Annotated in this window: 12 protein-coding genes; 7 read left to right on the top strand and 5 right to left on the bottom strand. The window is 44.5% G+C overall.

The genetic code is table 11. The annotated features are described in order from the left end of the window. Positions 1-83: 83 nt before the first annotated feature. Positions 84-2159, bottom strand: coding sequence for a DNA helicase IV (gene helD, locus BCV39_RS04560; RefSeq protein ID WP_102431512.1), 2076 nt, complete (start codon positions 2157-2159; stop codon positions 84-86). 177 nt (positions 2160-2336) lie between these two features. On the opposite strand from helD, the gene yccS reads away from it, so the two are divergent. The 5 genes from yccS to BCV39_RS04540 all read left to right on the top strand — a co-directional run bounded on the left by yccS (position 2337) and on the right by BCV39_RS04540 (position 7891). Beyond that, positions 2337-4520 carry a YccS family putative transporter gene (yccS, locus tag BCV39_RS04555; RefSeq protein ID WP_048660380.1) on the top strand — a complete coding sequence of 728 codons (2184 nt, stop codon included), beginning with the start codon at positions 2337-2339 and terminating at the stop codon, positions 4518-4520. 356 nt (positions 4521-4876) lie between these two features. Then, positions 4877-5038: a hypothetical protein gene (locus BCV39_RS23110; protein ID WP_165690294.1), complete on the top strand. Its 162-nt coding sequence runs from the start codon at positions 4877-4879 to the stop codon at positions 5036-5038. 121 nt (positions 5039-5159) lie between these two features. After that, complete coding sequence (locus tag BCV39_RS04550) at positions 5160-5480, top strand: hypothetical protein (protein WP_048660381.1); 321 nt, start codon at positions 5160-5162, stop codon at positions 5478-5480. 161 nt (positions 5481-5641) lie between these two features. Beyond that, positions 5642-6904, top strand: a complete 1263-nt coding sequence (locus BCV39_RS04545; RefSeq protein WP_102431529.1) for a hydroxymethylglutaryl-CoA reductase — start codon at positions 5642-5644, stop codon at positions 6902-6904. A gap of 75 nt (positions 6905-6979) precedes the next feature. Continuing rightward, entirely contained in the window at positions 6980-7891 is a 912-nt protein-coding gene (locus tag BCV39_RS04540; protein ID WP_102431511.1) for a LysR family transcriptional regulator, read from the top strand. 58 nt (positions 7892-7949) lie between these two features. On the opposite strand, the gene BCV39_RS04535 is transcribed toward BCV39_RS04540, so the two are convergent. From BCV39_RS04535 to BCV39_RS04525, 3 genes are all read right to left on the bottom strand, one after another. Beyond that, complete coding sequence (locus BCV39_RS04535) at positions 7950-8864, bottom strand: YjjW family glycine radical enzyme activase (RefSeq protein WP_102431510.1); 915 nt, start codon at positions 8862-8864, stop codon at positions 7950-7952. A 41-nt stretch (positions 8865-8905) separates the two neighbouring features. Beyond that, the gene (locus tag BCV39_RS04530; protein WP_102431509.1) at positions 8906-10471 is read right to left on the bottom strand and encodes a YjjI family glycine radical enzyme; all 1566 of its coding nucleotides are present in this window, start codon (positions 10469-10471) and stop codon (positions 8906-8908) included. Between the two features lie 283 nt (positions 10472-10754). Further along, positions 10755-11354, bottom strand: a complete 600-nt coding sequence (locus BCV39_RS04525) for a methyltransferase (protein WP_102431508.1) — start codon at positions 11352-11354, stop codon at positions 10755-10757. A 163-nt stretch (positions 11355-11517) separates the two neighbouring features. Here BCV39_RS04525 and BCV39_RS04520 point away from each other — a divergent pair, with 163 nt between their 5' ends. Continuing rightward, positions 11518-12396 (top strand): LysR family transcriptional regulator, encoded by an 879-nt coding sequence (locus BCV39_RS04520; RefSeq protein WP_019825766.1) that lies wholly within the window; start codon positions 11518-11520, stop codon positions 12394-12396. Between the two features lie 125 nt (positions 12397-12521). On the opposite strand, the gene BCV39_RS04515 is transcribed toward BCV39_RS04520, so the two are convergent. Next, positions 12522-12872, bottom strand: a complete 351-nt coding sequence (locus BCV39_RS04515; RefSeq protein ID WP_102431507.1) for a hypothetical protein — start codon at positions 12870-12872, stop codon at positions 12522-12524. A gap of 288 nt (positions 12873-13160) precedes the next feature. Between BCV39_RS04515 and BCV39_RS04510 the strand changes: the two genes are divergently transcribed. Then, positions 13161-14057, top strand: coding sequence for a cation diffusion facilitator family transporter (locus tag BCV39_RS04510; RefSeq protein WP_055319427.1), 897 nt, complete (start codon positions 13161-13163; stop codon positions 14055-14057). Positions 14058-14069: the final 12 nt, after the last annotated feature.

The raw sequence follows: 14069 nt of genomic DNA, 5'->3' as shown, positions 1-14069 counted from the left end.
AACTCCTTATGCTTTATGCGTCTGCCTTGTGATATTAAGGCAGGGCTTGAAGATCTAATATTAGACAATTACGTCAAGTAACATCACTTTTTACGAACAACGGGGTAATCAGAACCATGCAGCTCTTGCACAAAGCCAGAACCGTCACCGCTGTGCGTAATCCATACTTTCTCTTTTGCCCGCGTCATTGCTACATAGAACAAACGACGCTCTTCCGCATAAGGGAACGCGTCTGATGATTCAGTCAATGCGCCATCAATATGCAGCTGTTTCTTCTTGGTCGGGAACTGTCCTTCGTCAACACAAAGAATAATGACAAAGTCCGCCTCTTTACCTTTACTGCCGTGGCAAGTCATGAACTTGATATCAATGGAGGTGAAGATCTTCTTCCAGTCTTCCAACAACTCTGGCTTGTGGTAATGATTACGTCCAAGTAGCAGCACCGATTTATTGGTTTTGCCTTTAGATTGGCGGTTCAATTGGTCGAGGATCTTCTCAACTTCTTTGCTTGGCGCACTGTACACCGCCTTCTGCTTCTGTTGTTTGAAGCTGTTCAATTCTTTCGGCAATTGAATCGGGTTTTCTTGTACAAAGCGATTGGCAACCGCACCTAACTGATTGTTAAAGCGATAAGTGGTATCGAGGTGATGAATCGTCGAGCTCTCAAAGCGGTCTTTAAAGCCGGTCGTGAGATCCACATCGGCGCCTGCAAATTGGTAGATTGACTGCCAGTCATCACCTACAGCAAAAATAGAGGCTTGGTGCTCGGCTTTAGACTGATTGCAAAGCGCCTCAACCAAGGCAAGACGATCTGGCGAGATATCTTGATACTCATCGATCATGATGAACTTCCAAGGCGAGATAAACTTGCCCTTTTCAATATACTGAGTCGCTCGGCTGATCATGGTTGAGAAGTCGATATGATTCTGTTCTTTCAATTCTTTTTGCCACGCTGTCACACATGGCCAACACAGTGAAAGCTCACTGTTAAGACGTGTATAGTCTCGGTGATCAATCAGCTGTTGCTGTACTTCTTTTTTGGTTAAGCCCGACGCATTCAACTGTTCAAGCTGCTTTTCAAGCCAACCAATCAACTTGAGGTTTGAAACGTGGCTACCAAGCTCATCGTCACCGGTTAAATAAGCGATTGGCCATTTAGACAAATGTTTTTGCCAACGTTTAAAGTTGGTCGGTGTCATCCAGTGCTTTTTCAACCAATCAATGCACCATGCTTGGCGTTGATTATCATCGAGCGCGAGTGGAGAAATAACCACGCGTTCGGGTTCAACTTGATTGAGTATCTTTAAACCCAACTGGTGGAAAGTGCTGACTTGCACCTTCTCTGCTGATAAACCAATTTTACTGTCGAGGCGCTGTTTCATCTCTTCCGCCGCTTCACGACCAAAGGCGAGCAATAACAACTCTTCAGCTTGAGCTTGATGGCTTTGCAGTAAATACGCGACGCGAGCCGTTAGAACACTGGTTTTACCTGAGCCTGCACCCGCTAAAATAAGGTTGTGATCATCATTCATCAACACCGCATATTGTTGCGATAAGTTCAGTGGTGACGATTCACATTGAGCGAACAATACTTCCCAGTTTTTTCGCTCGGTCTCTAGCCATTGCTGATTTCTTTCAGCTTGCTTGATTTCCGTTTCAGACAACCATGGCTGCATGCGAGCAATGCGATTTGGCATGCGCTGCGCCGCTTCCTCAAGGGTCATGGTCATGTTTTCTAGACCTGAGTTGACCATATCGACCCAAGTCTTAACTTTAGAATGCGGTAGAAAGGCTGGTAGCTGCTCAAGACGCGTTAATTCGGTTTCCCATTGAGGAACGTGCTCAGCTAGTTGTTCACATTGTGTGTCATGCCACTTCTGATAAGCAGCAACCGATGCGCGTGCAAATTGACGGCATTGATCCCAAGGTAGGCCTTGTACTAACCAACTGCGCTGTGTTCCGTCTTGTTGATTGGCAAAAAATTGTAGCGAGCCCCAAAACAATCCGCGTTTGATCGCGATCTTGCCACTCCAAATAGTAAACGGGATACGCTCTTCACTGCCTACTGAAGATAACAGCAAGCGTGGACCATCAAGTTCAACCTGATGATATTCATTTTGAATAAAAAACTGTGCAGTCTTGTTAGCGCTTAGCTGCATTGGAGTGTGCTCTTAATTGGGAATATTGAATTTATATCATGATGCAATGAGAATTAATAATATCTCATATCTTATCGACGCTTTCATGACCACCTACGGGCAATTATGGATAAGTATCAAATTCTTGTGCTTGATTTCTGTTAGGATTATGGTTTTTAGTGTGTCAAGTGAGCGACTGTGGACTTTTCAGCCAAATTACGCCTCTATTGGGCGAATAAAACCATAAATTACAGCGTATTAATTCTCATCACTCTGCTCGGTGTGGTGGTGCCTGCTTGGTATTATGGACAAAACACACTGATCACGCCTTTGATCTTAGGCGTCATTGCAGCGGCTCTTGCGGAAAGCGATGACAGCTTTACCGGACGCTTAAAAGCACTTACGCTGACCTTTATCTGTTTCGCGGTTGCGGCTTTCTCTATTGAGCTTCTCTTCAATACGCCTTGGCTGTTTGCGATAGGGCTTTTTGTTTCAACTTTCTCCTTTATCATTCTCGGGGCAATTGGCCCTAAATACGCGAGTATCGCGTTTGGTTCTCTCTTAGTTGCCATCTATACCATGCTCGGTGCCCATGAGAGCACCAACCTTTGGTTTCAACCGCTTCTACTGTTAACTGGTGCCGCTTGGTACTACTTCATGTCGATGATTTGGCAGATAGTGTGGCCAATGCAACCTGTGCAGCAAAACTTAGCCACGGTATTCGATCAAATCGGTAATTACATCGATTCAAAAGCGGAACTCTTCTACCCCGTTTCAGACTTGATTCCTCAACCACACCGCATCATTGAAGCCAAGCTCAACGCGAGTACCGTTAATGCACTCAACATGTGTAAAGCGACACTACTTAATCGCTCTAAACGCGGACACATTGATGGACCAAGTGACCGATTTCTTAATACCTACTTCATCGCACAAGATATTCATGAACGCGTAAGTTCAAGCCATTATCGTTATCAAGAACTGGCAAAGCACTTTGAACGTTCTGACGTGTTGTTCCGATTTAAGTATCTACTGGAAGCCCAAGCCACAGCTTGTAAAGAAGTGGCGAGCTCATTGAAAGTGGGCGCTGAATACCAACATGGTGACAAATCTGTACTGGCACTTGATGAGCTGATGTCTTCACTTAACCATCTACACCAACAGAACAAGCCCGAGTGGAAATCGCTGTTAAATCAATTGGATTACTTATTCAATAACCTGGCAACGGTTGAAAAACAGCTATCGAATATCAGTAACCCAGACGCAGAGAAGATTGAAGAAGGTGTATTAGACGACACCAACCCACACACGTTGACGGCAATGTGGCACAAAATCAAAGCCAATCTGCATACCGACTCTATGCTGTTTCGTCATGCGATTCGTATGGCGATCACGCTGACACTCGGCTACGGAATCATCCAAGGGTTTAATATTGAGCGTGGTTACTGGATCCTGCTAACAACACTGTTTGTTTGCCAGCCAAACTACAGCGCAACCCGCCAGAAGCTGACCGCCCGTGTTATTGGTACTGTGGCAGGCCTATTGGTTGGCGTACCGCTACTGACTTTCTTTCCTTCCCAAGAAAGCCAATTGGTGTTCATTGTGATCAGTGGCGTGATGTTCTTTGCTTTCCGAATCAATAACTACGGCTTCGCGACCGGTTTTATCACACTGCTTGTGCTCTTCTGCTTTAACCAATTAGGAGAAGGCTACGCGGTGGTGTTACCAAGACTAGCGGATACCTTTATTGGTTGTGCCCTCGCCGTACTTGCGGTCATTTACGTATTACCGGATTGGCAATCGAAGCGACTGCACAAAGTGATGGCGGATGCGCTCGATTCCAATAAGAATTATCTCGCTCAGATCATTGGTCAATACCGTGTCGGTAAGAAAGACAGCCTCAATTATCGTATCGCTCGTCGTAGTGCCCATAATAATGATGCAAACCTAACTGCCGCTATCAGTAGCATGCTGGTTGAACCCGGTAAGTACCGTACTTCTGAAGATGAGAGCTTCCGATTCCTAACACTCAACCACGCTCTACTCAGCTATATTTCGGCTCTGGGGGCTCACAGAACACGTATTGATGATGAGGCGACACACAAACTGGTGTTAGATGCGCACAGAGTAATCCACGAGCATCTAGACGCTCTAAATGATCAACTCTATTCTCATCAAGAACAGTGTGAAGTGAAAAACGCTTATGACCCTGAACTGGATAAACGTCTGAGTGAGTGGCGAGAAGAAGATGAGAGTTCTGTCAGAATGGTTCTACAGCAGCTCCATTTGATTTATCGAATGCTTCCAGAACTGCATACCTTAGCGACCAAGTTTGCAGTCAAGGTTAAGATCGATAAACCGTTTGAAACAGAAGCTTCATGAGTAACAAACAAAATACTGTAAAAACAAAAAGATAACGCCAATCGCTCACCTTTTGATCACCAGCCGTATTTATACATTGCTTTACCCATACCCCAAACTGGGTAGAGCAATTACTTGCCTACCCTTATGCCACAAGGGTTACAGGAGTTTTTACATTGTAGGAATTCTCTGACTTTGATTGACCAAGCCTTAACTTTGCCTAACATTTCTCGGACAAAAAACGACCACAGGAATTTATAGTTGTCTTAGTTTCAGGAAATTTCAAACACCATTTAATATTCGATTAATCTTGTTTGATTTCCTGTATCAGTAGGCTATGCTCTATAGAGCATATGGATTTGAACTAAGGTCACATTATGAACACACAGCAATTTGAAGCATTTAAGCAGCAAATACAGCTTCTTAGTCCACAGCAATTAAAAGCACTTCAAGGTGAAATCGACGGCAACCTTGAAACGGAGAAGCCTTGTTTGCTTACTGAAGAAGAGTTAAACGCGCTAAATGACCTGTTCAGTTAATAGACAGACATCACTATTTTAGCTTAAGTTCACATTTTCACCGTAAATTTCATCTGTTCACCATTGCGCTCAAAATATCGTCCGCCTAGACTCATTTCATACGTCAATAAAAGGTTCTGCTATGTCGATATCTGGTATTCAATCTGGTTACGCGATTATTCAGCAGTCAACTAACATGGCTGAAGAAGCTGCAATCGAGCTCAACCAAGCCTCCAAACACTCTTTAGAATCCGACGACACTTTCCAAGTTAGCGATCTCAGCTTTAATCAAATAGAGCCTGAACAATCCATTTCCTTTAAAGATAAAGAACCTGAACCCGCTTCATCCTCAACCGATTCCTTGATTAAACTGACACAAAGTGCAAGTTACAACCGCGTTGGTGCGAGTGTGGTTGATCGTCAAAACGAAGCCATCGGTAGCCTTCTCGACATTCATATCTAAATTACACTCAAATACAGCCTATATTTTGCGAAACTTTGCTGCTTTTTGCTTCAACAACCACACAAACTGTAACTCATTATATCAGGCGCTTGTTTCTGGTTTATTACTCGGTAGAATCAGCGCAAACCAATTTTCTGCACAAACTTTACTTCATACTATTTATGCCAAAACTAAATCTGCATCGCCGTGACTATGTTTCTATTTTAGGAGGCGACATCTCCGCAGACGAATTAGAAAAAAAGCTTCAACCTCATTTTGAAAAGCCAGTAAATAAACTGACACCTAGCCCCTACCTGACAGAAAAGAATCTCACACGCCGTTGGACTGCTCTCGATAACTCAGAATCACAAAAAGAGCTACTCGACTCCCATACCGAAAGTCAGATTCAAGCTTATGAAAAAAACATCGAACACTTCATTGGCACGGTTAAAGTGCCTGTCGGTGTCTCTGGCCCATTAAGAGTCAATGGCTTATTTGCTAAGGGCGATTACCTCGTACCACTCGCAACCACAGAGGCAGCGCTTGTCGCCTCTTACAATCGTGGTTCCAAACTGATTACGGCTTGTGGTGGCGCAAGTGCTATGTTGCTCAATGAAGGTGTAACGCGTACTCCTGGTTTCGCATTCCAAGGATTAGTTGAAGCTGGGCAGTTTGTGGCTTGGGCTGTGACTCAATATGACCAATTCAAGATCTTGGCAGAATCAACAACCTCACACGGCAAGCTTACCGACATCAACATCAACATCGAAGGCAACCATGTCTACTTGGTGTTTGAATTTCTAACTGGAGACGCTTCTGGTCAGAACATGGTAACCATCGCAACTAATGCTGTGTTTGAATACATCATTGAAAATACACCAGTTAAGCCTGACCATGCTTTTCTTGATGGCAACTTATCGGGCGACAAAAAAGCCAATACCCAAACCTTACGCAGCGTTCGTGGCAAAAAGGTAACAGCCGAAGTAAACATTCCTGCTGAGCTTGTTGCTAAGTACCTTCACACCACACCAGAGAAGATGGTTCAGTTTGGCCAGATGACCACTGTTGGCGGCGCTCTGAGCGGTACGATTGGTATCAATGCCCACTACGCGAATGCACTAGCAGCGCTCTACATTGCTTGTGGCCAAGACGCAGCGTGTGTTGCTGAGTCTGCGATTGGTATGACTCGTATGGAACTGAACAAAGAAGGCGGTTTATACGCGAGCGTGACCCTACCTAACCTGATGTTAGGGACTGTCGGCGGCGGTACTGGATTACCAAGCCAAAAAGCATGTCTCTATTTGTTAGGACTACACGGTAATGGTAAATCACAAGCCTTAGCCGAAGTGTGTGCTGCGCTGTGTTTGGCTGGCGAGTTATCGATTGTCGGTGCATTCTGTGCAGGCCACTTTTCACGAGCTCACCATAAGCTGGCTCGCAAATAACCTTAATCCGATTTGGCTTGTTCGTTTTTGTCATTCATGCAAAATCACAAGCCAACCTGAATACGTGAGTCACACATGGATTACTTACACTTATCGAGAGTGAGCCTTAAGCACCTCACTGCGCTGCATATTATGCTGAACACCCACAGTGTTACTCAAACGTCTGAGCAGCTTTGTGTCAGCCCTTCGAGTGTGAGTAAAACTCTGTCTCAGCTACGTGGCATCCTAAATGACGAACTGTTCTACCGAGATGGGACCAAGCTCATCCCGACTCCCTTTGCGCTTCAAGTCGCACCAACGGTTCACGCGATTCTTTCTAGCATGAATGGATTGCTCCATCAGAAGAGTTTTAGCCCTCAAGAGTACCAAGGCAGTTTTTCTCTTTCGATGCGCGAAAGTACCTTCGAAGTCTTTGCCTCAAAGATAAGTCGAATCACCACTGAACTCGCACCAAACGCCAAACTCAACATCTATTCGAAACAACAGCTCGGCTTCGATGCTTTGCTTAGCGGCAAGGTGAACTTGATCCTGTTGCCCCATGATATATCTCAGCCGCCGACCGACAACAAAGAGCTGGTTTGGGAAACAATTCTTCCTGACGAGATGGTTTGTTTAATGGGCGCACACCACCCTCTTGCTCAGCAAGAACTGACGGTGGAAGGCTACCTAGATTACAAGCACATTGGGATTTTAGATAACGAACTGTCTCAACCTTACTTTGAGCAAAGCTTGGTACAACGTCACAAACCTAGAGAAATGGCCATATCGGTCGCGGACTTTGGGGCTGCGGCTGTACTTTGTCATCATACTCCCTTCCTGTTCACTTGTTCGAAGCAGTGGGTTAAGCATGCAAAGCAAGCTCAGGGCTTAGTGAGCAAACCCTTGCCTTTTGATTACGGTAAGGTGGCGTACAGCTTAGTGTGGAACAAGCCAAATATGAATGATCAGGCCATCAAATGGTTGCGCGACTTGTTCTTAGAAGCTTAATCCTTTTAATGATTTAACGTTGTTTTAAGCCTGGCTGAGCGTCTAAACAATTTAAAAGCTAGGTATAGACCTCAGGCGTTTGCATAGGTCTTTGAACTATCGTGTAGAGCTTATCGTGAAAGCTCTGCATCTGCTGTTCGGTGCATTTCGGCCAATCTAACGCTTCGCCAATCACACCATGATGTTGAAACGCATTCAGTCGAATTCGAACATCACTTGGTAGAATCTTCAAGTAGCGTCCCACCTGTTCAATTTCATCTTCAAGGTCGCTTTTATTCGGAATATGCAGCAACCTAACTTCGTGCAGTTTTCCTTTATCTGCTAAGTAGTTAATGGTTTCAAATACCCTATGGTTGCCTCTGCCCACTAACCATTGATGTGTTTCCGATTGCCATGATTTTAGGTCAATCATCGCACCATCAAGATAAGGCAATACTCGCTCCCACCCTTGCAGTGACAGCGAACCATTACTATCAATAAAGCACGTGAGATGCGCTAACTGTGGATCACTTTTAATTGCTTCAAACAGTTCGATGATAAACGGCAGTTGCATGGTCGCTTCACCGCCAGAAACGGTGATGCCACTTAAGAAAAACTGATTATGCCTAACGAGTTCAAGTACTTCCGAGACCGTCATTGTGGTAATTTTCGGGCTCGACTTGTGATCGCAGATATCAATGCACTGATCGCAGTTGGTGCAGGCTGCTGGGTCCCACTTCACTTGGCCATCAACCATGTTTAGAGCATCGCTTGGACACCCGCTGATGCAGTCTCCACAGTGGTTGCAGTGATTAATGGTGTGTGGGTTGTGACAGGTTATACAATCGAAATTACACCCCTGTAGGAACAGTACTAAACGATTTCCCGGGCCATCAACACAAGAAAAGGTCAGCACACGGCTGACCTTCGCTTGTTTTTCTGTCTTATTATTTTTAACCCTAGCCATTCGAGTTGTTAGATCAGAAACTTTCATAATTTGTATTGTTTGGTTATGGGTATAGTTATATTAAGGCGCTATTCGTACGTTGGCGACATCTCTAAGCTCGCGACGCGCGGTTTACGTTCTAAAATGCCCGTATTCTTCGCTGCTTCAGCTCCCAAGAAAGTCGTGTTAGTACGCGAACCTTGCTCGTCGTATTTAGCAATGTCTGACAGTTTAATCATGTAGCCCGTCACACGAACTAAGTCGTTCGATGCAACGTTAGCGGTAAACTCACGGTAACCAGCTTGGATTGCGCCTTTGCACAAGTTAAACATCGCTTCTGGGTTAGATTTCACTGTTTCATCGATGGTCAGAATGTCGCTGATACCTGAGGTATAGAACTTGTGGTGACCCGCAGTAGCACGCACGTAAGAGACAGGATCAGGTTCTGTTCCATAAGGGATACGCACACCAGGAGTCACATCTTCATCTAGGCTAATACCGCCTTGAGCATGTAGTAAAGCCTTGCCTTCTAGCCCATATTTCACTTCTGAGTTCTCAACGACCTCAGCCAGTTTTTCAGAGATGCGATGCCCAAGTTGGTTAGCTTGTTCATCATGACCATAACGCCCTGCTTTACCCTCTTTTTCCATCAAGATGTTGACGGCTTCAGCCATGCCGTAAATACCAAACATTGGCGCAAAGCGATCCTCTTCGATCAAACCTTCTTTGGTTAAGAAGCCTTCGAAGAAGTTAGACTCTTCATGTAAGAAGCGGCTACGAGCGTTCATCAACTCAACCATGATGCTACTGTAGTTCGGCAATACTTGTTGTAAGAAATCGACACTTTCCTCAGACTTTAACGCCACTTGTTTCAGGTTCATACGTACTAGCGTATTTGAACCACCCGCCAAAGGTAGAGAGTTGTAACAGCTCACAATACCAAAGCGCTTATCACCGTATGCCGCAGCGTGTGCTGGGTAGTTGGCGATATGTGGCTTGCTGCATTCACAAATGTTGCTTGCTGCATGACGCAACAGATCATCAGGCGTCACTGCAGGGTCGTACATAAAGGTTAAGTTAGGTGCGATCTGCTTGAGCTCAGCATCGACACGTAAAATCATTCGACAGATGATGTTGTCTGTAGGGCCGATATTCACATGCATGAAGGCATCTGGCAGCGTGCGATCCAACATAATCCAGAACAGCTTAAGCTTTTGATAAACCTGCTCTTCCGTTAAGTCGCCAACGAAAGGCATCAACACATCGTCCAGTTGACCTAAGTAAACCGGAATGGAAGTCACTGACGGAACGTGATGATAAAGGATGGTCAGCATGTTCAATGCTTCGTCGAAATTAGTTGCCGCGCTAAGCTCTAAATACTTTGAGCCTTGATGTAAGTATTTAGAATAATCGGGAAGCACATAGCGCGGCTTAAATGGGGCGTGACCTTCAAACATGTCACATAGCACACCTTGTTGTAAGGCTTGCTCTACTTCATTGCTTACCGGCATATACGGTAGGCTAGCTTCAGCTTCTAAGGCAAGATAACTCGATTTCTGTTTTGGAGACAGATTGGCATCTGAAATGATATTGCTAAAGCGTTGTTGTTGCTCTGAAAGTGGTGAAGAAGTAGATGACGCAGATTGGTGGCTCATGATTAAACCCTTAAAATTGTTATGGGCTTATTCTATATCTCACCGTTACATTTCCACTAATGAAATGTATGCAAGACTGCTTTTCCAAAATGGAAATTAGATACTTGAAGTTAGCCGGCATTAAGACACTAGGAATAGGAATAGTCCGTTTAAAACACGAAGCCGTAAAAATAGAAAAACCCACATAACTGGCTTTAAGGCCGTTAATGTGGGTTTCGTTATTTAGGTTAGCGCTGTCAGAGTTAGCTAAAGGCAATACTCTTAATTACACATGATGCAGTAATTACAGGTGAGGAAGTACTTGTTTACGTCCAACACCCATCAGCACTTTTAACTCACCTTGTGGTGTATCAACCGAGAATGGTGTAGAGACTTCAACCACTGCAAAGCCCGCTGCACTCAAGACATTCTCTGAGCGCTGTTGGCTTACGCCATAGTCTTCACTGCCGTTTTCTAAGTACCAATCCCAGTGTACAAACGTGCCGTCATTTTCAAGCAGCGTGTAAATCAGACTGACTGTGTCTTGTAAGTTCGGGATAAAACCACACACCGAAGAGGCTACCACTAGATCAAATTGGTTTCTGAATGCTGGGTGCTGCGCTGCTAGTCCGCGCGATAAAATATCAACAACCGGTTCAACGTTAGGTAGCTCTTTCTTATCTAACTCTTCAATCATCCCTTCGGAGATGTCGAGTGCGATGATCTCTTTTGCTAAAGGAGATATTTTCTGGCTGAGTAGTCCTGTACCACAACCAAAATCAAGGACACGGGTTCCGTTTAAGTCAACGAGCTGTGTTAACTGGTCAAATACGGACTGTGCGAATACTGCGGTCGCGGGATCTTTATCCCAATCAACGGCGTACTCGTCCCATTGTTTCGCCATCATGGCCTCCATCTTTACTTCTTGTAGGTTCGGAACCCCCCCAGAGTAAACCAAATTAGTCAATTCGTCATAGAGTTATCATGCAAAGATGGACTATTTCTAAGATAGTCAGCACAATATTCAGATAATATGCACCAGCCCCCCCGCTTAATATGGAAATGAAATGAACCTTTCTCAAGTCCAAGCCTTTTGTTCCGTTGCTGATTTAGGATCAGTCTCTGAAGCTGCACGCCAGCTAGAATGCAACCGAACTAAGCTCAGCATGTCGATTAAAGCCTTGGAAAAAGAGTTAGATGTCGAGTTGTTTGTACGTAGCGGAAACCACGTTGAACTTTCTGAAGCAGGCAAAGCGATTTACAAAGATTGCGAAGGCCTGTTGGTGACAGCGGCACGTATTAAACAAACCTGCTTGCATGTGTCTGGCGAATTCAACGCCGAGATTTGGATTGCACGAGATGACTCATTACCCGATGAGATGTGGCAGGATTTATCGCACGCTCTCAATAACAAGTACCCTTCGACCTCATTCAACTTCGTTCTCGCGTCGAGCGGCGATTTAGCTAACCTAGTTGAAACTCAGCAAGTCGACTTCGCATTTGGCGTCGATTACGAACGTGTCGATGACCCAAGAATTATCTACAACCCACTTGGTAAGATTCGAATGATGTCTGTTTGTAAGAAAGGGCATGATTTGAGCGCGATGCGACGAGTGTCTGATGAAGTACTAAGAAATTCGATGCAAGCGACCATGGTTTACCTTAATGAAAAGGATAACCCTGAACTTGAGCCCTTCTCGCGCCGTTACATCGGCTTCTCTAGCTTCGACTTTATGTTGGATACGATTTTACGTGAAGAGGCCTGGGGCGTAATGCCAGAACCATTGATTCGTCACTTGCTACGTGAACAAGAGTTAGCGGTGATCAAACACACATATGGCCTGACTCAAGAAGACTACTGTATGTTTACTGCGGCTGGCATGGCCGAACATCCAGGAATGAATTGGTTGGCTGATCAGCTGAGTGATTACTTGTTTGATTTCTAGTTTTAACTTCCCAATATCTAATTTTATCTTCCCAATATAAGATCGGCGCGAGCTATTGCCTGCGCCGCCTTTTGCGGTCTAAGACTGATGCAGCCTAATTCTGATATAACCAAAGACTAAACCGTTTAGAAAACCATTACGTGATCCACTAAGTAGCGTCCATCCTCTTCAACCAATACCATTTCGGCGACAAACTCGCCTTTTGCGATGGTGTAAGCTTGCTTCCAGACAAAGGCGATGGAATCAGAGCGTCTGAATATCGCCACTGGCTCACGCTCAGCAAAAAAGCCATTACTGTGCTGATAATGGTGACACACCTTTTCTAAATATTCTGGCGTAACAATGTCTTTCATTCTTTGAGTAAAGTCTCGACAGTGCTGTTCATGATCAACCTTGGTTGAACCATCCATCAGGTTATCCATGATCGGGTTAGCAATCGCCCACAACTCGTTATCATTGATATCGTCAAACTTCATATCGATTCATTCCTTGTCCATCGCAGTCGCAGCCAAATCTAGAGGACTAATAAGACCTTAGCGACTAATGTGTTTTATTAATCATAAACGATCCTATTTCAGTTGCACATCATCCCCAAAAAACACTCAACGTCAGTTTTATTGACACCCGACTTTCAACTTAAACCACTGAATTTAATGGATTTATATGTATTGGTTAAATAAGACATATAAACATCATCAGATAAAGTTTGTAAAGTTAGCTCAATATTAGAACAATGAAGTTATCAAAAACATCTGGAAAATATTATGTGTGACAGGAAAAGCCAAAACGAAAATCGAGTACTATTGTTCTCAGCCCTTTTAGCATCAGGCTTCGCTATTGGCGGATTGGTGTTGGGTCTTATCGTTGGCTCTCTGGTCATAGTATTTGACGGTGTTTATTCTCTTATCAGCTTACTGTTAACTTTATTGTCACTAGCGGCCTCGAAATACATCAATCGCCCTTCGGACACTGAGTTCCCGTTTGGTCGAGCAATTATCGAACCGATTGTTATTGCCATTAAAGCCGTTGTGATTCTGCTTGTGGTTGGTTATTCACTTTACTCTGCGATTGGTGCCTTGATGACAGGCGGTCGTGAGGTGGATGCTTCTATCGCAACTTTGTTTGGTATTTTCAATGTGTTGGGTTGTGGTTACGCTTGGTGGTACATCGCTAACAAGAGCAAACGTATCTCTTCAGGGCTGGTTCAGGCCGAGTCTAAACAATGGCAGATGGATACACTATTGAGTGTAGCGGTAACCGCTGGTTTCTTAGTAGCATGGTCAATGACGTTTTCACCTCTTGCGGCTTACGCAGTGTATGCCGACCCTATGATGATGTTACTAATGTCTTTCTACTTCATCAAAGTACCTTTCGACATGTTACGTGAAGCAATGCGCGAACTACTTATGATGTCGGCGACCAAAGATATTTGTGATGCAGTGGATAAGAACGTTGTCGCGGTAGACAAAGAAGCGGATCAAGATTTGGAGCTGATGGGTGTGACTAAGGTTGGTCCTGAGCTAAGAATCAACGTTGATATTCATACCAACGACCAACAAGCCATTGCAGTCGATGATATTGAACGAACGCGCCGCCAACTTAAGCGACGCTTATCGAAGATGCCTTATGAACTTCAATTGAATCTCAATATCGCGAGTTAAAAGTCGAAAGTT

It is taken from the genome of Vibrio sp. 10N.286.55.E10, from assembly GCF_002872555.1.
GTDB classification, from domain to species: domain Bacteria; phylum Pseudomonadota; class Gammaproteobacteria; order Enterobacterales; family Vibrionaceae; genus Vibrio; species Vibrio crassostreae.
Note: the sequence above shows the minus strand (reverse complement) of the source record. Positions and strands in the feature narration are given on the sequence as shown.